This is a genomic window from Mucilaginibacter sp. KACC 22773 (assembly GCF_028736215.1).
GTDB lineage: Bacteria > Bacteroidota > Bacteroidia > Sphingobacteriales > Sphingobacteriaceae > Mucilaginibacter.
Genome location: NZ_CP117883.1, coordinates 1,238,457 through 1,259,663 on the forward strand (window position 1 = coordinate 1,238,457; position 21,207 = coordinate 1,259,663).

General features: G+C 42.3%; 20 protein-coding genes. 16 read left to right on the forward strand and 4 right to left on the reverse strand.

Annotated features, from left to right (window positions below):
* Positions 1–39 precede the first annotated feature (39 nt).
* From PQ469_RS05450 to PQ469_RS05460, 3 genes are all read left to right on the forward strand, one after another.
* Complete coding sequence (locus PQ469_RS05450; RefSeq protein WP_274212031.1) at positions 40–777, forward strand: 3-keto-disaccharide hydrolase; 738 nt, start codon at positions 40–42, stop codon at positions 775–777.
* A gap of 38 nt (positions 778–815) precedes the next feature.
* Positions 816–1,301, forward strand: coding sequence for a hypothetical protein (locus tag PQ469_RS05455; protein WP_274212032.1), 486 nt, complete (start codon positions 816–818; stop codon positions 1,299–1,301).
* 195 nt (positions 1,302–1,496) lie between these two features.
* On the forward strand, positions 1,497–2,237 hold the full coding sequence (locus tag PQ469_RS05460; RefSeq protein WP_274212033.1) for a hypothetical protein: 741 nt from the start codon (positions 1,497–1,499) through the stop codon (positions 2,235–2,237).
* Between the two features lie 102 nt (positions 2,238–2,339).
* On the opposite strand, the gene PQ469_RS05465 is transcribed toward PQ469_RS05460, so the two are convergent.
* Positions 2,340–2,831, reverse strand: a complete 492-nt coding sequence (locus tag PQ469_RS05465; protein ID WP_274212034.1) for a VOC family protein — start codon at positions 2,829–2,831, stop codon at positions 2,340–2,342.
* A 139-nt stretch (positions 2,832–2,970) separates the two neighbouring features.
* Between PQ469_RS05465 and yihA the strand changes: the two genes are divergently transcribed.
* The 8 genes from yihA (at position 2,971) to PQ469_RS05505 (ending at position 12,306) form a co-directional block, all read left to right on the forward strand.
* Complete coding sequence (gene yihA, locus PQ469_RS05470; protein ID WP_274212035.1) at positions 2,971–3,594, forward strand: ribosome biogenesis GTP-binding protein YihA/YsxC; 624 nt, start codon at positions 2,971–2,973, stop codon at positions 3,592–3,594.
* 98 nt (positions 3,595–3,692) lie between these two features.
* Positions 3,693–4,106 (forward strand): endonuclease domain-containing protein, encoded by a 414-nt coding sequence (locus PQ469_RS05475; RefSeq protein WP_274212036.1) that lies wholly within the window; start codon positions 3,693–3,695, stop codon positions 4,104–4,106.
* A 77-nt stretch (positions 4,107–4,183) separates the two neighbouring features.
* On the forward strand, positions 4,184–5,038 hold the full coding sequence (locus tag PQ469_RS05480; protein WP_090651286.1) for a UbiA-like polyprenyltransferase: 855 nt from the start codon (positions 4,184–4,186) through the stop codon (positions 5,036–5,038).
* Entirely contained in the window at positions 5,026–5,631 is a 606-nt protein-coding gene (locus PQ469_RS05485; RefSeq protein ID WP_274212037.1) for a Crp/Fnr family transcriptional regulator, read from the forward strand. Before PQ469_RS05480 ends, PQ469_RS05485 begins: the two co-directional genes overlap by 13 nt.
* Before the next feature lie 227 nt (positions 5,632–5,858).
* A complete protein-coding gene (locus tag PQ469_RS05490) occupies positions 5,859–6,791 on the forward strand; it encodes an NAD-dependent epimerase/dehydratase family protein (RefSeq protein WP_274212038.1) in 933 nt (310 codons plus the stop codon).
* 164 nt (positions 6,792–6,955) lie between these two features.
* Positions 6,956–8,659, forward strand: a complete 1,704-nt coding sequence (locus tag PQ469_RS05495; protein WP_274212039.1) for a M3 family oligoendopeptidase — start codon at positions 6,956–6,958, stop codon at positions 8,657–8,659.
* Between the two features lie 533 nt (positions 8,660–9,192).
* Entirely contained in the window at positions 9,193–11,412 is a 2,220-nt protein-coding gene (locus PQ469_RS05500) for an alpha-galactosidase (RefSeq protein WP_274212040.1), read from the forward strand.
* 228 nt (positions 11,413–11,640) lie between these two features.
* A complete protein-coding gene (locus PQ469_RS05505; protein WP_274212041.1) occupies positions 11,641–12,306 on the forward strand; it encodes a hypothetical protein in 666 nt (221 codons plus the stop codon).
* A gap of 3 nt (positions 12,307–12,309) precedes the next feature.
* On the opposite strand, the gene PQ469_RS05510 is transcribed toward PQ469_RS05505, so the two are convergent.
* On the reverse strand, positions 12,310–12,972 hold the full coding sequence (locus PQ469_RS05510; RefSeq protein WP_274212042.1) for a phosphatase PAP2 family protein: 663 nt from the start codon (positions 12,970–12,972) through the stop codon (positions 12,310–12,312).
* 80 nt (positions 12,973–13,052) lie between these two features.
* On the opposite strand from PQ469_RS05510, the gene PQ469_RS05515 reads away from it, so the two are divergent.
* Positions 13,053–14,987, forward strand: a complete 1,935-nt coding sequence (locus tag PQ469_RS05515; protein WP_274212043.1) for an amino acid permease — start codon at positions 13,053–13,055, stop codon at positions 14,985–14,987.
* An 11-nt stretch (positions 14,988–14,998) separates the two neighbouring features.
* Complete coding sequence (locus PQ469_RS05520) at positions 14,999–15,412, forward strand: DUF5655 domain-containing protein (protein ID WP_274212044.1); 414 nt, start codon at positions 14,999–15,001, stop codon at positions 15,410–15,412.
* Between the two features lie 409 nt (positions 15,413–15,821).
* Here the strand turns inward: PQ469_RS05520 and PQ469_RS05525 are convergent, their stop codons facing one another.
* Entirely contained in the window at positions 15,822–16,430 is a 609-nt protein-coding gene (locus tag PQ469_RS05525; protein WP_274212045.1) for a phosphatase PAP2 family protein, read from the reverse strand.
* A 256-nt stretch (positions 16,431–16,686) separates the two neighbouring features.
* On the reverse strand, positions 16,687–18,636 hold the full coding sequence (locus PQ469_RS05530; RefSeq protein ID WP_090651279.1) for a KUP/HAK/KT family potassium transporter: 1,950 nt from the start codon (positions 18,634–18,636) through the stop codon (positions 16,687–16,689).
* 474 nt (positions 18,637–19,110) lie between these two features.
* Here PQ469_RS05530 and PQ469_RS05535 point away from each other — a divergent pair, with 474 nt between their 5' ends.
* From PQ469_RS05535 to PQ469_RS05545, 3 genes are all read left to right on the forward strand, one after another.
* Complete coding sequence (locus PQ469_RS05535; protein WP_274212046.1) at positions 19,111–19,575, forward strand: T9SS type A sorting domain-containing protein; 465 nt, start codon at positions 19,111–19,113, stop codon at positions 19,573–19,575.
* A 180-nt stretch (positions 19,576–19,755) separates the two neighbouring features.
* Positions 19,756–20,514 (forward strand): SDR family oxidoreductase, encoded by a 759-nt coding sequence (locus PQ469_RS05540; RefSeq protein WP_274212047.1) that lies wholly within the window; start codon positions 19,756–19,758, stop codon positions 20,512–20,514.
* A gap of 236 nt (positions 20,515–20,750) precedes the next feature.
* The gene (locus PQ469_RS05545; protein WP_090651276.1) at positions 20,751–21,200 is read left to right on the forward strand and encodes a GatB/YqeY domain-containing protein; all 450 of its coding nucleotides are present in this window, start codon (positions 20,751–20,753) and stop codon (positions 21,198–21,200) included.
* Positions 21,201–21,207: the final 7 nt, after the last annotated feature.

Genomic DNA, 21,207 nt, shown 5'->3' on the forward strand with positions numbered 1-21,207 from the left:
AGTCAAGAATCAAGACGGAAGAAAATTCAATCAAATCTAATGAAACAACAATTGAAAAAACTGGGGTTGGTAATGGCTGCGGCGGCTTTGGTTTGTGTGCAAACATCGGCGGTTAGTGTGAAAGTACCGCCGCACGTAAAAAAAGCGGCTGTTAAAAAGGGCCCATGGGTAAACCTTTTTGATGGTAAAACTTTAAATGGCTGGCATAGCTTCAACAAAAAAGGCGAGGTTAAAAACTGGACCATAGTTGATGGCGCCCTGGTTTGCCTGGGCGCGGCCGAAGGCGATACCGGCGGCGATATTGTAACTGACAAAGCGTATACCAACTTTGAACTGGAGTGGGAGTGGAAAATTGATAAAGGCAGTAACAGCGGCGTACTATACCACGTAATTGAAGACCCCAAATATCATGCTACCTATAACACCGGTCCCGAATACCAGATCATCGACGATGAAGGCTGGCCCGACAAATTGGAAGAGTGGCAAAAAACGGGCTGCGATTATGCCATGCACCTGCCTAACACGCTTAAAAAGCTGGAGCCCGTTGGTAAATGGAACATCAGCAAAATAGTATTCAACAATGGGCATGTAGAACATTGGCTAAACGGATCGAAAATAATTGCTTTTGAGGCCTGGACCGACGAATGGAACAAGAAAAAAACCGAAGGTAAATGGAAAGATTACCCCGACTACGGCACCGCTAAAACCGGTTTAATTGCCCTGCAGGACCATGGGCATAAGGCTTATTTCCGGAACATCAGGATAAAAGAGTTATAAAACGTTTTAGCAATTTGCAATATTGATAGTTTAACATAATGAGGAAGTTGATTCTGATTTGCTGCCTCGGTTTGGGTTTTGGCAATGCCCGCGCACAGGTTATATACGACAGTGTGCGGGTAACCAACCATGCCGGGAGTAGGATTGACCGGATACTAAATACTTGTCGCGCTAAACTGAGGTATAGTACAAAGGAAATTAAAAATGGAAGCTTCTCTGTCGGCTACGAGATCGGTTTTTTCAAACAAACTTTAACAAACAAACTACTTTATAAGTATGATGCATTTAGATGCTGTAATTTTACCACCATCCCCAAAAATCAACACCTTGGGGTAAGCGAATTCATTTATCAAAATAAGGCATTGGCCAACAAAGTGTTTAAGTATCTTAAATCAAACGAGCGCAGTTCTTTATCAGAGGTCTATATCAAATTTAAACCTTTACAAATTGGTACCAGCGTTTTTATCATTCTAACCGAAACGCCCGATGATGCCGGCATAAAAAATCTGTTCAATGTTTTGTGATATCCCATTGAATGTAAAATTTAATAACCGCCGGCTATAGGGATGTAATTGACTTTTATTAATATTACCGGCCTCCCCACATTAAACGCTTACCGCTTCAATCCTCCAACTTAAATATTATCTGCAGGTTAGGTTTTTCTTGTATTACCAGCAAGAATATGATAAGTTTGTGAACAAACACTAAATCTTTTTCACATGAACAGAAAAAATCTGCTTGTCATATGCTTTTTGCTTTTTACAGCGGTTGGCTTAAAAGCCCAGGACAGTTATCAACCCGGTTTTGCCATTTTGAACGACGGAACACGGGTAAGCGGCCTGATATCATTATATGAAAAGGCGCCATGGTACAATCAGCGCTTTATTTACCTAAAAGATTCGGCGACTGTTGCCGCTAACCCGGGTAAAGACGTAAAATCAAAAAAATACGTGGCCGATGACCTTAAATACTATAAAGTTGGCGACCGTACTTTTACCAGGATCCATTATGTTGATTTAGAAAATTTACAGGCAAAAAGCCTTGGCTCAAACGATCATATGCTGGAAGTGCTGGCATTAGGCCGAATTAAGGCTTACCGGTTTTATGCCTATCCACAGGATGTTTACGTAACCTTTGGTACCGAAGACGACGTAAAAAAGCAAATCCAGAATAACACCGACGATCTGTTAAGTCATTGGAAGATGCTCACGCAAAAAGATGATGAAAAAAAGTACCGGGATGCATTTGATTACGATTTGCAAAAACTTTTTGGCGATACGCCCGAAATATGGGAAAAGTATAAAAAAGGCGGATATGGTAACGAGCCTATCTCGGAAAAAAAAGGCTTTGCTGCAAAAATGATGAACATGGCCAAAAAAGCCACTTACTCGCATATGCAATGGGAATCGTTGGTAGCTGCTATTAACGAATATAATTCAAAAAATACAGCCGGAAAATAACAACGAAAAGCGATTTAAATGTAACAGGTCAAATATTATCCGGCCTGTTACATTCAAAATATATCAAGTACAAGTGCTAAATGGTAGTTGCGGCCTTGCAGCTTACCCTTTAATTGTAGCCAAAAGCCCTTCAATATCCAGCCTCCTGGTAAACATGGTCAGGTCGCCATTTTCATCGAGTGGCCAGTTTTCTTTTGGCCTGTCCCAGTAAAGTTCAACACCATTCTGGTCGGGATCATTCAGGTAGATGGCTTCGGATACGCCATGATCTGATGCGCCGGTGATGGGGTATTTGGCATCAATCAGCCGCTGCAAAATTGCAGCAAGATCCTTACGTTCGGGGTAAAGTATAGCAGTATGGTATAAACCGGGTGCATATTCCGGCGCGGGCGAAGCGCCGTTACTGTGCCAGGTATTTAAACCGATATGGTGATGATACCCCCCGGCAGATATAAACGCGGCCTGGTCGCCATACATCGCCATTTTATCAAAACCAAGCAAACCACAATAAAAATCAAGGGATTTTTGCAGGTCGCTTACCTTTAAATGTACATGGCCAATGCGGGTTTGGGCTGGTATTTTATAATCGCTCATTTTTTTACATGTTTAAACATCAAATTTAAGTATTATTGCATTTACATTTGTTTACCTATTGTAAACAAGCTAAAGTGCATTGGTTCATCAAGCCTAAGGCTGCCACGTGCTTGCAGTTAAAAATAATTACCTTTACAGCATGATTGTTAAAACGGCCGAATTTATTTGCAGCAATACCCAAATTTCGAAGCTACCGCCGCCCATTAAGGCCGAGTATGCTTTTATAGGGCGCTCAAACGTAGGCAAATCTTCGCTGATCAATATGCTCACGCAAAAAAAAGGATTGGCCAAAACATCGCAAACACCAGGCAAAACCCAGTTGATAAACCACTTTTTTATTAACGACAACTGGTATATTGTTGATTTACCCGGCTACGGATATGCCCGGGCTTCAAAAACAAATAAAGCCAACTGGAATAAATTTATCCATAACTACCTTGATAAGCGCGAAAGCCTGCAATGCGTTATGGTATTGATAGATAGCCGCCTGGAACCACAAAAAATAGATATCGAATTTTGTAACTGGCTGGGCGAAAAAGGCCTGTCGTTTGTACTGGTTTTTACCAAAGCCGACAAACAATCGAGCGTTAAAACCGACCAGAACATAGCCAAATTTAAAAAAGCCCTGCTGGAAACTTTTGAAGAAGCCCCGCAATACTTCATCACCTCGGCCGAGTTACAAACGGGCAGGGATGAGATTTTGGGTTTTATAGATAATATTAATAAGAGTTTTGTGGTACCACATTATGAACCGAGGGATTAAAATGTCGCTTTTTTAAATCCCCTCTCGAGAGGGGGCGCGAAAGAAAGTGCGGCTGCAGGGGTGTGTTGTACGCCATTAAAGCAAAGCGATACGTATTTATGCCACGCAAAATAACACCATACAACCCAAACCTGAAAGACTTAGCCCGCAAGCTAAGAAACGATAGTACCCTGGGCGAAGTATTGCTTTGGAATGAAATAAAGGGAAAAGGCTTTGGTTTTGATTTTCATAGGCAAAAACCGTTGTTAAATTATATTGTAGACTTTTATTGCAGTGAGTTAAATTTGGTGATTGAGGTTGACGGACATTATCATAATCACGAAGAAAAAGCTGAGGCAGATAATTTACGGGACCAGGAACTTGCAAAATATGATTTAACAGTAATTCGTTTTACCGAACAGGAAGTAAGAAAAGATATCGCTAATGTTTTAAGAACAATTGAGAGCTATGTTGCAGAACACACCCCTCCCCCCTCTCAAGAGGGGAATCGCACGGGGCCAGCGCTTTTTTGATCTGCTTTCATTTGTAAACGCAGTGTACATCTAAAATAAACATCGAAAATAACCCCATAAAAAGGGATACATATAACATGAAAAAATACCTTTCATTAGTAACATTTACCCACACCATCTTTGCCATGCCGTTTGCATTTATCGGCTTTTTTTTGGCGGTAACCACTACGCAACACACTTTCGATTGGCGCAAGCTGGTGTTAATGGTGCTGTGCATGATCTTCGCCCGCAACTCGGCCATGGCTTTTAACCGCTATCTGGATAGAGATATCGATGCCCAAAACCCACGCACTAAACAACGGGATATCCCGGCGGGGCGTATCAGCGCGGCCTCGGCTTTAACCTTTACATTGATCAACTGCGGCCTGTTTATAGCAGCCACATTTTTTATCAACCCTTTGTGCTTTTACCTGTCGCCAGTTGCTTTATTTGTGGTAATGGGCTACAGTGCTACCAAACGTTTTACAGCATTATGCCATTTGGTTTTAGGCCTGGGCTTATCCTTAGCTCCCATCGGCGCTTACCTGGTAGTGACGGGCGAATTTGCGTTAACACCCATATTTTTCTCACTTTCGGTTTTATGCTGGGTTAGCGGATTTGATATTATTTATGCCCTGCAGGATGAAGATTTCGACCGCAGCCAAAACCTGCATTCTATCCCCGCTTATCTGGGTAAAGTAAATGCATTACGGCTGTCAACGTTTTTGCATGTGTTGTCGGCTTTATTTATAATGATGCCGGTGTTATTTACCCATGTTGGTATCTTATATTACGTAGGCATAGCGTTTTTCTGCGCCATGTTAATTTACCAGCACCTGTTGGTAAAACCAAACGATTTGAGCCGGGTAAACTTTGCCTTTATGACTACCAACGGCATTGCCAGTGTTGTATTTGCGGTGTTATTCCTGTTAGATAGAATATGGACGCGCTAACGGCCCTCAACAAATTCAGGGAGCATTTTCATTTATATGTAGTGCTTACTGATGACGAATGGAGTATACTTTCCGGGTACCTGGAAGTAACCGCCCTAAAAAAGAAAAAAAACTTTGCCGAGCCGGGAAAAGTATGCAACCACATTGGTTTGGTTGTAAAGGGTGCAGTAAGGTATTTTCATGTTAAAGATGGCGAAGAAATAACCGGTTATTTTAGTTTCGAGGATGAGATGCTCAGCTCCTACAAAAGTTTCCTTACCCGCCAACCAGGTTTATTCTATATCCAGGCTTTGGAAGATTCGCAAATTGTTACCTTGAGCCATAATGCCCTACAGGAAGTTTGCGCCAACCAAATAATGAGTTTCAAAATGGAGCGCTTTGGCCGGCTAATGGCAGAACACTATCTTATTTGCTATGAAGACCGTGTAGCCTCTTTCATCACCCAAACGCCCGAAGAACGCTACCATAAATTACTTGAAACCGGCGGCGAAGTAATGCAGCGCATCCCGCAACATTATATAGCCAACTTTTTAGGCATTACCCCGGTTTCGCTTTCGCGGATCAGGAGAAGGATTATGAAGATAAGCGCCTGATGAGCTTAAAGCGGAAGGCTTAAGGCCAAAAGCTAAGTTCCGCAATTCAGCTAAATACATAAATCGTCTGCACATCTGAAACGGCGCAGCCTTCAACGCAGTTAATCTGAAATCTGCACATCAAATCCTGTCAATCCTGTGTAATCCTCAAATCGTGTTTTTATTATCTTTTGTTAACGTTTTGATATTCATAGCCACCATACCTTTGGATAAACAAAAACGAAAAGATGATGCACACTATATTAGGAGCCGGCGGTACAGTAGCAAACGTACTCACCCGCGAATTGATTAACGCAAACCAAACCGTTCGTTTGGTGAGCCGCAAACCGGTAAACATTACAGGTAAAAATGTAACCTGGCAAAAGGCCGATCTGTTAAATTATGACGAAGTTTTGGCGGCTGCCCAGGGATCAACAGTTATTTACCTGGTGGCGGGCATTGTTTATGATGCAGTTATTTGGCAGGCGCAATGGCCGGTTATTATGCAAAATGTCATCAACGTTACCAAAGCCACCGGGGCACGATTAATATTTTTTGATAACGTATACATGTATGGCCTGGTTGATGGCCCCATGACAGAGGATACCCCTTACAACCCCTGCAGCAAAAAAGGGCAGGTACGCGCAGGCATTGCCAATATGCTGATGGATGAAGTTAAGGCTGGCACTATCCGCGCTTCCATTGCCCGTGCCCCCGATTTTTATGGCACCGACTCGTTAAACAGCTTTGTGGATATGATGGTGATAACCAAGTATGCTGCTAAACAAACCGCCCAGTGGATTGGCAATCCAAACAAAAAACACAACTTTATTTACATTCCCGATGCCGGCAAAGCGATGTTCCTGCTTGGCCAAAACCCCGATAGTGATAACCAGGTATGGCACATGCCCACCCCGCCGGCTATAACCGGCAAAGAGTTTATGACTATTGCCGCCCGGGTTTATGGTGTAAAACCTAAATTCTTTGTTTTACGAAAGTATATGTTGTGGCTGATAGGCCTGTTTCAAAAAGTGGTGATGGGTACTGTGGAGATGTACTACCAATACGATCATGACTATATTTTTGACAGCAGCAAATTTGAAAGGGCTTTTAATTTTAAACCTACAAGCTATGAACAGGGGTTAAAAGAATTGTCTGAAACGTTGTATAAGGCGAAGTAGAGAAAGTCCGGAAGCCGGAAAGTCAGTAAAGTCCGAAAGTAGCTTCTCTGGCCTTTTCGGACTCCCTGTCTTTCCAGCTTTCCAACTCCAAGACTTTCGGACTTTCCGACTTCCGGTCTTTCCAACTAAATCCGCATATTTGCATATCTGTACATCTGAAAATTATGATCCACAAAAAAACAAGAAAATATATCCCGGCTACGCTTGACATTAACTGGGAAACGCTTGAACCGTTTTACAAAGAATTATTGGACCGCCCCATAAACTCGGTTCAGGAACTGGAAAAATGGCTGCATGACAGGAGTGAACTGGAAGCCGCTTTAGAAGAAGATTCGGCCTGGCGCTATATTCGCATGACCTGCGATACCACCAGCGAAGAATTGCTACAAAGCTTCCAGTATTTTGCAACCGAAATTTCACCAAAAATCGCGCCTTATGATAACGGGTTGAACAAAAAGCTGGTTGCAAGTCCTTATATCGATCAGTTGGATAGCGAAAAATATTTCGTGTTTTTACGGGCGATCAAAAAAAGCTTAGAGCTTTTCCGCGAAGAGAATATCCCGGTACAAACCGAAATCCAGGTAGAGCAGCAAAAATACCAGTCGATAACGGGCGCTATGTCGGTTCATATTGACGATAAGGAATATACCCTGGAGCAGGCATCGGTGTTTTTAAAAGGAACAGACCGCGCTAAGCGCCAGGAGGTTTGGGAAAAGATAACCAATCGCCGTTTGCAGGAAAAAGACACACTGGATACGCTTTTTGACCACTTGCGCAAATTGCGTCATAAAGTAGCGCTAAACACGGGCTTCGAAAACTTCAGGGATTACATGTTCCAGGCATTAGGTCGTTTTGATTATACCCCGCAGGATTGCTATGCATTCCACGAGGCCATTGAAAAGGAGATTGTTCCTATCCTGCGCGAGCAGGCCGAAAAACGGCAGAAAGCCCTTAGTTTACCTGCTTTAAAACCCTGGGATATGGATGTTGATGTATCGGGAAAACCGGGGTTAAAACCGTTTCAGAATGGTAATGACCTGATCGAAAAATCAATCCAGTGTTTCAGTAACATCAACCGTTACCTGGGCGAGCGTTTAGAGATCATGAAAGATAATAACCTGTTTGATGTGGAAAGCCGCAAAGGCAAAGCACCGGGCGGTTACAACTACCCGCTATCAGAAACCGGCGCGCCTTTCATTTTCATGAATTCGGCCAATACCTTCCGCGATTTAACCACCATGGTACACGAGGGCGGGCACGCGGTACATACCTTCCTTACTGCCGACCTGGAGTTAAACGATTTTAAACATTGCCCATCCGAAGTTGCCGAGCTGGCTTCTATGTCGATGGAGCTGATCTCGATGGATAACTGGAATGTGTTTTTTGATAACGAAGAAGACCTGAAACGTGCCAAACGCGATCAATTGTTTGACGTATTGAAAACCCTGCCGTGGGTGGCCGTGGTCGATCAGTTTCAGCACTGGATTTATACCAACCCCAACCATACCGATGCCGACCGACGTGCCGCCTGGATGGAAATTTATGAGCCATTTGGTGCAGGCTTTGTAGATTGGAGCGAACATCCCGATGCTGAAGCAAACCTATGGCAAAAGCAATTGCACATTTTTGAAGTGCCGTTTTACTATATTGAGTATGGCATGGCCCAATTAGGCGCCATAGCGGTGTGGAAAAACTATAAAGAAAACCCCGAAAAAGGCTTACAGCAATACCTGGATGCCCTGAAACTTGGCTATACCAAAACCATCAAAGAAATTTACGAAACCGCCGGAATTAAGTTTGATTTCAGCGCCGGATATGTAAAGGAACTGGCGGAGTTTGTAAAGGGCGAAATGGATAAGATTGGGTAAAAGAGTTCTTATTAAAACCGTCGTTGCGAGTATCCATTAGGCAAAGCTGAAAAAAGCGTTATGACGTGCAACGAATATAGTTAAACGAATGTTCTAAACTACCGTCATTGCGAGTACCCATCAGGATATCCCTGAAAAAAATCGTTATGACGCGCAACGGATATAGTTAAACAATGTTCTAAACTACCGTCATTGCGAGGCACGAAGCAATCCCAAACTATATGGGACTTAGCATGTCGGGGATTGCTTCGTACCTCGCAATGACGGATATTTTATACTGACAGTCAATAACTTACAAATGTATCATTGCGAGGTATTGATGGTCAAATTTATCTCTCCCAAGGTAGAAATCGCATAATTGCGTCTCCTTCGTACAAATCATACAACGTTTGCGCTATACTATTGCAGCAATACAACCGGGCAAGATTAACGCGCCTGAAGCGCAACAGCATCTAAATACCTCTTTGTAAAGCAAGCAGCTTGCTTAATGCGCTAAACATGTCTTATTTTTATGGCAACCAATTACTAAACACTTGAAATCAGCTAACTCATTTTGGGGTAGGTTAATCACGCTATTCCTGCTTATCGGCACTTTCCAAAGTACCGCCCCATTGTATGCACAATCATTGCCCGTTTGGAATACCGCAACCAGGCAGGATGAACCGGCAGATTGGCTGGTTAAGCCTGCACTTGAAAAAGCTGCCATATACCAAAGTGCCGATGGCAAAAACATTATTTTATACAATGGCTTGCTAAAGCGAAGTTTCCGCATTACGCCCAATGTTGCCTGTTACGATTTTATTAACCTGCAAAACCATCAGCAGCTATTACGTTCGGTAAAACCCGAAGCGCGCATCCAGGTAAATGGTAAAAGCTATAACGTTGGCGGCTTGTATGGTCAAAAGGAAAATGCCTACCTGGTTCCCGGACAGTTGGACGAGCTTAAAGTCAATGATAGCGATTTCAAATTCAGCCACTACCAGGTAGGCCCTATAAAAACTATTATCAACTGGAAAAGTGATGACTGGTGGGCCACTAATAAAAAACAAGCTACCGGCAAAACAATTACTTTTGTTTACCAATCGGCACTTCATGATTTAAAAGGCATTGTTGTAAACGTACATTACAGCATTTATGATGGCCTGCCGCTTATCAGTAAATGGGTTAGCGTTCAAAACCAGTCAACAGGCAGCATAACAATTGGCCAGGTGGCTAACGAAATACTGGGCATGGTAGAAGAAGAAACCGCCGTAGTTGGCAGCACAACCCAAATGCAGCCGCCGCGCGGTATCTATTTTGAAAGCAATTACGCGTTTAACAACGCCATGCGCTATATTCTTAGCGACCAAACCACGCACTGGAAAGCCGACCCAGTCTACACATCGCAGGTTAACTATGATTATCAAACACCTTGCCTGCTTGAGGTATATCCAGAAAGGGTATTGGGCCTACAGCTAAGGCCCGGCGAAGATTTTACATCGATACAAACCTATGAATTGCTGATGGATAGTTATGACCGCGAGCGCCGCGGCCTGGCCATACGCAAAATGTACCGTACCATTGCACCCTGGGTTACCGCCAATCCAATTTTTATGCACCTGGTAAGCAAAAGCGACGATGAGGTACGGAGTGCTATTGATCAATGCGCCGCCACCGGGTACGAAGCTTTGATTATAAGTTTTGGCAGCCAGGTAAACCAGGAAGATACCACCGTGCAAAATTTAAACCGGTGGAAAACACTCGCCGATTACGCGCATAGTAAAAATATTAAAATTGGCGGCTATTCGTTATTCAGCTCCCGTCGCATCAGCGATTCGGATGATGTTATCGACCCTAAAACCGGCAAACCGGGCGGTGCGCTTTTTGGGAACGCACCTTGCTATGGCAGCAAATGGGGATTGGGCTACCGCGATAAAATTAAAAAGTTTTATGCCACAACCGGCTTTGATATTTGGGAAAACGATGGTCCATACCCCGGCGATGTTTGTGCATCAACCACTCATCCGGGGCATAAAGGTTTAGAAGATAGCCAATGGCAGCAAATGGCTATTCAGAAAGAACTGTACCACTGGCTAAACAACCGGGGTGTTTACATTAACGCGCCTGATTGGTATTTTTTAGATGGAACCAACAAAATTGCCATTGGCTACTGCGAAGTGAATTTTTCGCTTTCGCGCGGGCAGCAGGTGATATTGAACAGGCAAAACATTTTTGATGGCCTTTGGAACGAAATTCCATCAATGGTGTGGGGATTTGTGCCGCTTACAAAATACCAGGGAGGCGGCCCCGAGGCCGTGCTTGAACCACTAAAAGATCATCTAAAGGATTATAAAGCCTTAATGATGCAATATTATGGCGCCGGTGTACAGGCTTGCTACCGCGGCCCGCGTTTGTATGATAGCCCGGCAACCAAGCAAACAGTAACCGGGGTAATTAACTGGTATAAAAAGTACCGCGATATTCTTAACTCAGATATCATTCATTTAAGGCGCGCCGATGGACGTGATTGGGACGGCATCATGCATGTTAACCCGCAGTTACCCGTTAAAGGGCTTGTTATGCTGTATAATCCGCTGAAACAAAAAATAACGCGGACTATCAAAGTACCGCTTTATTACACGGGGCTTACGCAATCAGCAACATTTTTGGAGCAGGGAAAATCGAAAATCAACGTAAAACTTAACCGCGATTATACCGCCAAATTAACCTTTACAATAGATGCAGAAAGCTATACCTGGTTTTTGGTGGAGTAGCCATGCTATTAGCACAAAGCAACAGGAAAATCGATAATATATCTGGCCATGTACAATTAAAAACACTATACAATAACAGGCAATTATCGTTATAGCTTTATTGAATAGTTAATCAACCAGTTATCAACCTGTTAAAAAACAAGCAATTATCATTCTTTTATAATCAGCAAAAGACTCTCTTTCGATTCTTTTTTAAAACCGTTTGCTCTTTTTAGAGTTAAACAATCTATGAAAAAGACAATTTTAAGTTTAAGCTTCATCCTGTTTGCAACTTTAGGCTTTAGTCAGGTACTTAAGCCAGTCAAGATTGATAGTTTGGTTACGGTCTCTTTACCTGCAAACTTTACCAAGAAAGATACATTAGGTCAACAAATTTTCCAGGGTACAGCCTCCCTTGGCTTTATAAGTGTAATACGCGTTCAAAATGCAGCCAACAACAAACCGCTAAATAAGGAAAAAGACCTGAAAAAGGTATTTAATACTTTTGCCGATGGTATCAGGAAGCAATCGCGCAACGGTAGTATTATGAACCCGCGCGACACTACCATTGGCAACCTTGAAGCAAGGGTATTTACCTTAAGGATTGATAACAGTGGATCGACCGGTGAAGCGGCCCAGTTAAGAAAGTTTATTTTGCTTTACACGCAGGATGTAACTTATACTTTTGAATATTACTACCCCGAAGCCAGGACCGAGCTTGCCAAAGCCGAGCTGAACGAATTTTCGAACTCGATTAAAGTAGCGCCCGATTTGAAACGTAACGATCAGTATATTTCAAACGCGAAAGGTTTATCAACCCCGGTAAAAATTGGGTTATATGGCGGGCTGCCACTCATTATTATTATTGTACTGGTAACCATTCGCCGCAAAAAAAGACTTGCTGCCGAAGGGTAATTATTAAAAAACTGTTTTAATTAACCCGGTACGCCATTTTTCGGTATGGATAAACTGCTTGTTTTCCAGCCAGGTAATCCACAAAACAGTAACGATAACCCCGATGGCCGAGCCACCTATAACATCTTCAAAAAAGTGTTCGGTAAGGTACATTCTTGAATAGCCAATTAATATGGCTATGAGTAAGGCTGGGATACCCCAGCCTTTTTTTGTTGCCAGGTAAGCCAGTACTACCGCTGCCGAAAACGCACTGGTAGTGTGTCCTGAAGGGAAACTATTATACGTTAGTATTTCTACTCCTTTAACTGTATGTACCGGCGCCCATTGGTCTTTAAAATATAAACTCGGCCTTGGTGCATCGGCAAAATATTTAATTACCTGGGCCACAAACCCGGTTAAAAGATAGCTTGATGCCAGCAACAGGAATTTACGATAGCTAAATAACAGAAAAACCAATGAAAGTGTAACCGCGGTAAGGCCGTCGCCAAGGTCGGTCATATAGGGTTCAATATAATCGCCCCAGGGGCTGTTCCACCCGTTTACCGCAAAAAAAATCTGCTCGCGGGTATATATCAGTTTGATAACCAAACAGGCGCACAAAACAATAAGGTAAAGTAAAAAAAATGGCCTTATCCTGTATAAAACATCTCGTACCCCTATCTTCATGATGCAAAGTAAGCATATACTTATCTAATGCAAAAAAATGATTATGTTTGGGAATAGGTTGCACTTATTATTTAAATTAAATGTCGAAAAGCATATTTCGTAAAAAATCAGTCTCGAAAATATTACATGATGTTGAATGCGGTTTCAGCGATAGTGAACATCCCGGCACAGTAAACTCCCAACTAAAAAAAGAATTAAACGTAAAAGATTTAACCCTGATGGGGATAGCCGCCGTAGTTGGCGCGGGCATTTTCAGCACCATCGGCGAAGCCTCGTTTCACGGCGGACCGGCCGTTTCTCTGTTATTTATTGTTACGGCCGTTACCTGCGGTTTTTCGGCACTATGCTATGCCGAATTTGCATCGCGCATACCGGTAGCAGGCAGCGCCTATACTTACGCATACGCTTCTTTTGGCGAACTGATAGCCTGGATAATTGGCTGGGATTTATTAATGGAATATGCTATTGGCAACATCGCTGTAGCTATATCATGGAGCGAATATTTTGTAAACCTGCTTGAAGGCTTTAATATTCATTTACCTAAATACCTTACCATGGATTACGTTTCGGCACTAAGGGGGCACGAAGCTGTAACCAAACATGGGGCAGTACTTGCAGATATTGCCGACAGGCTAAAAGCCGGGGCAATTGCCTGGGATAATGCGCCCGGCGTAGGTAATTTAAAGCTGATAGCCAATTTGCCGGCCCTGGGTATTGTTTTTATTATTACGTATCTGGTTTATATTGGTATCCGCGAAACAAAAAAGGCCACCAATGCCATGGTTATCCTAAAGGTACTGATTGTTATTGCCGTTATTGTAGTGGGCTTTTTTTATGTTACCCCGGCCAACTGGCACCCTTTTATGCCTAATGGCTTTGGCGGTGTTATGAAGGGCGTTTCGGGTGTGTTTTTTGCTTATATCGGGTTTGATGCTATTTCGACCACGGCCGAAGAATGTGAAAAACCGCAGCGCGACTTACCCCGCGGCATGATATATTCCCTTATTATTTGCACGGTTTTATATATCCTGATAGCATTGGTGCTTACCGGGATGGTAAGTTATAAAGACTTACAGGTAGGCGACCCGCTGGCTTTTGTATTTGCCAAAGTTGGCTTGCATAAGGTAAGCTACGTAATATCCATAAGCGCGGTAATTGCAACGGCAAGTGTATTATTAATATTCCAGTTAGGGCAGCCCCGTATCTGGATGAGCATGAGCCGCGATGGTTTATTACCAAAAGCGTTTTCCCGCATTCACCCCAAATATCATACACCTGCCTTTGCTACAGTAATTACAGGTTTTGTGGTGGCAATACCTGCCTTATTCATGAACCTTACCGAGGTGACTGATTTAACAAGCATAGGCACCTTGTTTGCCTTTGTACTGGTTTGCGGCGGTGTTTTATTGCTTCCGCGCGAAGAGGCGGTTAAAGGCAAATTTCATTTGCCATACGCCAATGGCAAATACATAGTGCCATTGATAACTATCATTATCCTGGGCTCGATAGTTTACTTTAAACCTGCCCCCCAGGTTGAAATGATGCAGTTTAAAAAACTGAGAGAAAAACCTGTCATAATTGACGCCCTTAACGCAGGCGAAATAAAGGCCATATATGCTTCTGTAGTTAAACTCAACGCCGGGACACCCGCCTTGGCTGACACTGCTTCGCAAAAAAAATATTTTAAAGATCTGGAAGAAGATAAATTTAACAGCGCCTTACGGTTAACACCAATCAGTGAGCTTAAAAAATACCATCTTGGTTTTGATGGCTTCCTGTACAATTTTCCTAATTACCTGTTCTTTATCCTCATTATTATAATTGCTATATATAGTTTCCTCAAAAACTTTTCGCTGATACCCGTTTTAGGGCTCATGAGCTGCTTTTACCTAATGACCGAGCTTGGTTATACCAATTGGCTCCGGTTCCTGATATGGCTGGTAATAGGTCTGGTTATCTACTTTACCTACAGCTACAAAAACAGTGTATTAGGCAGGGAGGTTAAAACGGCCTAACTAATAACTTTATGTGGATATGCCCCATTTGCAGCCGCGAATTTACAAATACCAACCAGGTACACTCCTGTCGCGAACGCAACCTGGGCGATTTTTTGAATGGTAAATCTGCCCAAACGGTTGAGTTGTTTGATTACCTGGTAGAAGAGTTTTTAGCCATGGCGCCCATCAAAGTTTATCCTACTAAAAGTATGATAGCACTTGGTCTGCATACCAATTTTGCCTACGTAACCCAATTAGGCAAAAACTTTATTGATGTGGTTTTTCCGTTTAATGAAATACATGCCGATAACCTCTGTTTCAGCAAAATAAAAACCGTACCCGGTACTAACCAGCACAACCATTACTTCAGGATGTATTTGAAGGGTGATATTAATGAAGAGGTGAGAAAGTATATACTCCTTGCAATAGCAAATGGGAGATAGCACTTGTCGCCTAAGATGTGTTATTATTATGTAACCTATAGATTGCCGTTACGAAATGTAAAACCCAATTGCCTCTGAAAATGAGAATGCCCTACTAACAGTGCTGTCATGCTGAGTTGTAAAATTTCACGAAATTCTGAAGGGTAATGACATTCAGAAATAAAAGATTGTCATGCTGAGGTACGAAGTATCTATTCGCAAACTTTTCTATCTATCATACATAGCTAATAGATGCTTCGTACCTCAGCATGACAGGAAAATTGAACATGTTATGGGTAGCTTACCGAAGTATCTTAGGCAAGGCCTTCCCCGCGAGTCTTCGACAAGCTCAGACTAACAGGCGTTACGCATCAGAGTTTATTATAAATAGTGAGTCGGAACGAAGCGATGACGCGTTTCATTATGGCTCCTAATGAACCATTTCCTTAGGCTTTTTCCCCACAATCCATTTCTGCAGCTTCCAGGTAAGGTATGCCGAGCCGGCGCCAACTATTGCCCCGCCCAAAACATCACTGGGGTAGTGCACGCCCAGATACATTCTTGAATAGCCTACCGCGCCGGCAAATGCAAACGATGGCGCTATAACGTACCACTTAGGAATAGCCAAACTTAACGATGTGGCCGTTGAAAACGCAAAAGCAGTATGTCCTGATGGGAATGACGGGTCTGTTGGATATTCTTTGGCATATATTACGTCGGGATGGGTAACAAAAGGCCGTTCGCGGTTAAATACCTTTTTAGCTACGAAGGTTGCACCACCGGCAACAATAAATGACGCGGCTGTTTGTAAACCGCTTATTTTGAGGTTGTCATCGTGTTTAATATAGCCGGCAACAACTAAACTTATAGGGGCCGCCACGTTTACTATAACAGCTTTATCGCTTATAAACTTCCATTTACTATCGGCACCGTTTGGTGGCCCGTTAATACTTTTAAGCAGGTTAAGATCGGCCCCCTGGGCAAATAAACCCGTGGCAAAAAGCAGAGATAACAGGGTTAATTGTAATTTTTTTTTCACAGGATATTACTTCAGCGTTGTAAATATGTGAAAACAATCTGTAGTAATACTGAATTTATTTGCCTCGCTATGTCCGCTCTAAAGGAGGCCGTTAAAAAAATGTGCGCCAGGTATCCTCGCGATAATAATACTTCGCAAATCAGCTTAAAAGGTGTAAAACAATAAAACCCCAATAGGAGGGGCCTTATTTAATTTCCACTTACGTAAAAATATCTTATATCTGGCCCCTTCTCCTTTGGAAAGGGCGGGGTGAAAGCTAATTTACCCTATGAATTTCAATGGCATCAGGTATCGATAACATCAACGGTACTTTTTCCACCGTGACAAAGCTTAAATCCAAACCAAAGCCACGTTCTTCCGAAAGGCTTAAATGTTTCAGGTAAACATAAAAATCCATGATAAAGCGCTCATAAAATGATAAGCTATGCGAACGGGAGAAAATTTTCTCGATAACCACAAACCTAAAATCGCCAACAATTTTATGCTTATTCAATGATTTGTAATGACTGGTGATATCAACTTCGCCTTTTTTCACCAGGTCTTCAACCACTCTACGGAACAACAGGTTAATTTGCTGCTCAACCCTAAAACCCAGTTTAAAATCGATACGGATCAGTTTGTTAGGGATCAAAAAGTCTACTTCGTATTCGCGTTTGTAAGGTTCGTCCACTACATCAACGTGAACCAGCCAGTATACATCGGCCCGTTTGGGTTGCTTTTGTAAAATTGAGTAAACAATTTTTGACTCAATTTCAGAATTGAAGTTGGCGCTGGTTAAATACACCAGCTGTGATGCATATTTGGGCACGCTTTCATCGGCGCTTAACTCGTTAATGATGTTGTAATAATCATCAATTCCAACAAATTTAACATACCGGTTCCTGATCTTACGGGCAGTATGCCATGTCCACATCACTGTGAACAATAAAAAGCCTATCGAAAGTGTAAACCAGCCGCCATGCAAAAACTTAACCAGGTTACCTGTAAGGAAGGTGCCTTCAATAACCAGGTAAATTGCCAAAAATGTATTGATGATGTAGTTTGGCACTTTTTTACGTTTCAGGAATTTTGATACCAGTATTGTGGTCATCAACATGGCTACGGTGATACTTAAACCATAAGCCGCCTCCATTTTATCCGAATGGCGGAATATTAGCACCACACCTAAACAGCCGGCCCAAAGCAGCCAGTTAACGCTGGGCACATATAATTGCCCCTTTTGCTCAGATGGATAATTGATTTTTACTTTTGGCCACAGGTTAAGCCTAACCGCCTCGGCAATTAGTGTGAACGACCCGGATATTAAAGCCTGGCTGGCAATAATAGCAGCTACGGTAGCGATACCGATACCGAATATCAAAAACCACTCCGGCATTATTTTATAAAAGGGGTTGTTCACGTTAAGGTCCATTACCGATCCGTTACTTTGCAGTAACCAAACCGCCTGGCCAAGGTAGTTTAAGATTAAACACGCCTTAACATAAATCCAGCTGATGCGAATGTTTGATTTTCCGCAGTGCCCCAGGTCTGAATATAACGCCTCGGCCCCGGTAGTACACAAAAATACGGCGCCTAATATGATAAAAGCGTTGTGGCTGCCGGTTGAGCTTAATAATTCATAAGCATAATAAGGATTAAGCGCCCTGATTATACCAGGCGAATGCACTATATAGGAGATACCAAGTACGCCCATCATAGTAAACCAGATAAACATTATTGGCCCAAATGCCTTACCAACCAACGATGTGCCAAACTGCTGTATAATAAACAGCGCTGTAATAATGGCTATAACAATTTTTACGGTTGGCAAATTGGGGTAATACGTTTGTAAACCCTCAATAGCCGACGAAATAGTAATGGGTGGGGTAATAATACCATCGGCAAGCAGTGCGCAGCCGCCTATCACCGCAGGCACTATCAGCCATTTGGCTTTACGGCGTACTAATGAAAACAGCGAGAAAATGCCACCTTCGCCCTTGTTATCTGCCCGTAACGTTATTACCACATATTTCAGGGTGGTTTGAAGCGTTAAAGTCCAAAAAATAAGGGAAACACCTCCCAGTATTAATGTTTCTGAAATGTGGTTGGTACCAACAATGGCCTTAAATACGTATAATGGCGAGGTACCAATATCACCGTAAATTATTCCTAAACTGATGAGCAGGCCGGCTGCCGACAGTTTTTGCAGATCTTTATGATTTGACACTATGTGTTAGTTTGAGACGGCAAAAATATTAATTTTTTACATTTCAAAGTCAAATTATTAAGAGTTCATGAAGAATTAGAAGGTTTTTTATAAATAACGTAAATTTTACAAGCAATTAGTTAATATAAATGAATTAATTGAAAACCAATGACATGTATTGATATAAATAATAAAAAATAAAGTTAAACAAGCTGTAAAAGAGCCGTCTTTTGGTTAGTTTTAATAAATGTAAAAAAAACAATAATCCATACAAACATAAATTAGCATTAAACGTATAACCAATTAATCAGTCTATACTATAAAAACAGTCCTCATTGTTAAATTTTGTTAAAAATATTAACAAAAACGTCAATTACTTAGGCCGTGAGGGCATTATTTATACTTTTGTACGGAAACTTAAAAATGAGGCGAAAAATTACTTACCCTTTTACTTACACTTATGCGTGGTCCGTATTAATTGCGATAGCAATTTTTATGAATTTTGCATTTGCCAAAGGGATCAGGTCTCCTCAAAAAGCCGATGCTAACAAATTTAAAAGTGACACCGTATACCACGTAACCAAAACTAAGAGCGGTAAACCTTCCTATTTAAAAAACGGGCTTCACCTGGCGCTGCCGCCGTTAAAGCCTGCGGTAACATCAACCATAAAAGTAAATGTATCCCGGCCCGATGATAAATTGTTAAATGATGTGCAATTATATCCCAACCCGGTAACTGATCAGCTTAACCTCAAATACACAATTAGCCGTAACACCAATGTTACCGTTAAAATAATGGATGTTTTGGGCAACGATATTACCACCGTATTTAACCAGCGTGTTGAGGGCGGCGACCATAATATTAACTATCAGATTAACAACAAGCTTACCCGCGGCTTTTACTTTGTACGTGTAGTAGCCGGTACCGAATCGGTTATCAAGCGGATTTCTGTTTTATAATCATTGCTGATCAGCGGGAATTGACCACGCCTTTTATTGTTTTATTTTTCTGCGAAGCGAAGAGTCCGTAGCCTCGCCGGGTGCGTTTTGCAGCTTTCCCTCCCAAAACTATCCTTACCCACACACGACAATAATCCAAAGTAAAAAACATAATTTCGCACTCATAGTTATACTTCTATTATGAGTAAAATTGCATTAATCACAGGCGCAACATCGGGCATAGGCGAGGCATGCGCACACGTATTTGCCCGCGAAGGATATAGTCTGGTACTTACCGGCCGCAGACTGGAAAGACTGGAGAAACTGGCCGGTCATTTAAATAAAAAATATGATACGGAGATAGCCATATCGTCATTTGATGTGAGCGACCGTGCCCAGGTGCAGGAAAACCTTGATGGCATACCCGCCCAATGGAAAAATGTTGATGTATTGATTAATAATGCCGGGCTAAGCCAGGGACTCGATCCGATACAAAACGGTAATATTGATGACTGGGAAACCATGATTGATACCAATGTTAAAGGTTTATTATATGTAAGCCGCATCGTATCAAACTGGATGATTGAAAACGGTAAAGGCCATATCATTAATTTAGGCTCGATAGCGGGCAAAGAGGTTTATCTTAACGGAAACGTATATTGCGCTACCAAACATGCCGTTGATGCTTTAAACAAAGGGATGCGTATTGATTTGCTGCCTCACGGCATCAGGGTTACAGCAGTGCATCCCGGCGCCGTAGAAACCGAGTTTTCGGAAGTGCGCTTTAAAGGGGATAAGGAAAGGGCCAAAAAAGTGTATGATGGCTTTGAACCCCTGGTAGCACAGGATATTGCCGAAACCATTTGGTTTGTAGCATCGCGCCCGCCCCATGTAAACATCAACGACCTGGTAATTATGCCAACAGCACAAGCCACGGCCGGGAATATATTTAGGAAGTAGATATGCAGATTTCAGATGTGCAGATGATTAATTGATTTGAAAATTTGAGGATTTGAAGATTTGAAAATGTTCAGATTACGCTCAGCGACTTAATCATCCAATCATATAAATATTAATCTGCACATTTGCACATCTGAAATCTGCACATCTGGAAACACATTTGAAATCTGCACATCTAACCAGGCTGCACATCAAAATTCAATAATTCACTAACTCAATAATTCATTAATTAAATAATGTCACTAATCACACAAATAGACCAGGATATAAAGCTGGCTATGCTGGCCAAACAGCCAGATCGTTTAAGGGGGCTGCGGGCTATAAAATCGGCCTTGTTATTAGCCAAAACTGAAAAAGGTGCCGCCGAGGAACTTACCGAAGAGGCTGAAATTAAAGTGCTGCAAAAACTGATAAAACAGCGTAAAGAATCGGCAGATATTTACCGTACGCAAAACCGCGAAGATCTGTACGAGATTGAGATGGAAGAAATGCGCGTAATTGAACCTTATTTGCCACAACAAATGACCCGTTTTGAAATTGAAGGCTACTTAGAAGAATTGATAGGCCGTATAGGTGCCACATCAACAAAAGATTTAGGCCGTGTTATGGGTATGGCCAATAAGGAGCTTGCGGGCCAGGCCGATGGCAAAACTATATCAGAAGTTGTACGCCAATTATTAGGATAGTAACGGT

Bases quoted from the DNA above. Each gene is read 5' to 3' on its own strand.
- PQ469_RS05490 (WP_274212038.1), top strand. From the start codon at position 5,859: ATGATGCACACTATATTAGGAGCCGGCGGTACAGTAGCAAACGTACTC.
- PQ469_RS05465 (WP_274212034.1), bottom strand. From the start codon at position 2,831: ATGAGCGATTATAAAATACCAGCCCAAACCCGCATTGGCCATGTACAT.
- PQ469_RS05475 (WP_274212036.1), top strand. From the start codon at position 3,693: ATGCCACGCAAAATAACACCATACAACCCAAACCTGAAAGACTTAGCC.
- yihA (WP_274212035.1), top strand. From the start codon at position 2,971: ATGATTGTTAAAACGGCCGAATTTATTTGCAGCAATACCCAAATTTCG.
- PQ469_RS05495 (WP_274212039.1), top strand. From the start codon at position 6,956: ATGATCCACAAAAAAACAAGAAAATATATCCCGGCTACGCTTGACATT.
- PQ469_RS05480 (WP_090651286.1), top strand. From the start codon at position 4,184: ATGAAAAAATACCTTTCATTAGTAACATTTACCCACACCATCTTTGCC.
- PQ469_RS05485 (WP_274212037.1), top strand. From the start codon at position 5,026: ATGGACGCGCTAACGGCCCTCAACAAATTCAGGGAGCATTTTCATTTA.
- PQ469_RS05450 (WP_274212031.1), top strand. From the start codon at position 40: ATGAAACAACAATTGAAAAAACTGGGGTTGGTAATGGCTGCGGCGGCT.
- PQ469_RS05520 (WP_274212044.1), top strand. From the start codon at position 14,999: ATGTGGATATGCCCCATTTGCAGCCGCGAATTTACAAATACCAACCAG.
- PQ469_RS05545 (WP_090651276.1), top strand. From the start codon at position 20,751: ATGTCACTAATCACACAAATAGACCAGGATATAAAGCTGGCTATGCTG.
- PQ469_RS05460 (WP_274212033.1), top strand. From the start codon at position 1,497: ATGAACAGAAAAAATCTGCTTGTCATATGCTTTTTGCTTTTTACAGCG.
- PQ469_RS05505 (WP_274212041.1), top strand. From the start codon at position 11,641: ATGAAAAAGACAATTTTAAGTTTAAGCTTCATCCTGTTTGCAACTTTA.
- PQ469_RS05535 (WP_274212046.1), top strand. From the start codon at position 19,111: ATGAATTTTGCATTTGCCAAAGGGATCAGGTCTCCTCAAAAAGCCGAT.
- PQ469_RS05510 (WP_274212042.1), bottom strand. From the start codon at position 12,972: ATGAAGATAGGGGTACGAGATGTTTTATACAGGATAAGGCCATTTTTT.
- PQ469_RS05540 (WP_274212047.1), top strand. From the start codon at position 19,756: ATGAGTAAAATTGCATTAATCACAGGCGCAACATCGGGCATAGGCGAG.
- PQ469_RS05515 (WP_274212043.1), top strand. From the start codon at position 13,053: ATGTCGAAAAGCATATTTCGTAAAAAATCAGTCTCGAAAATATTACAT.
- PQ469_RS05455 (WP_274212032.1), top strand. From the start codon at position 816: ATGAGGAAGTTGATTCTGATTTGCTGCCTCGGTTTGGGTTTTGGCAAT.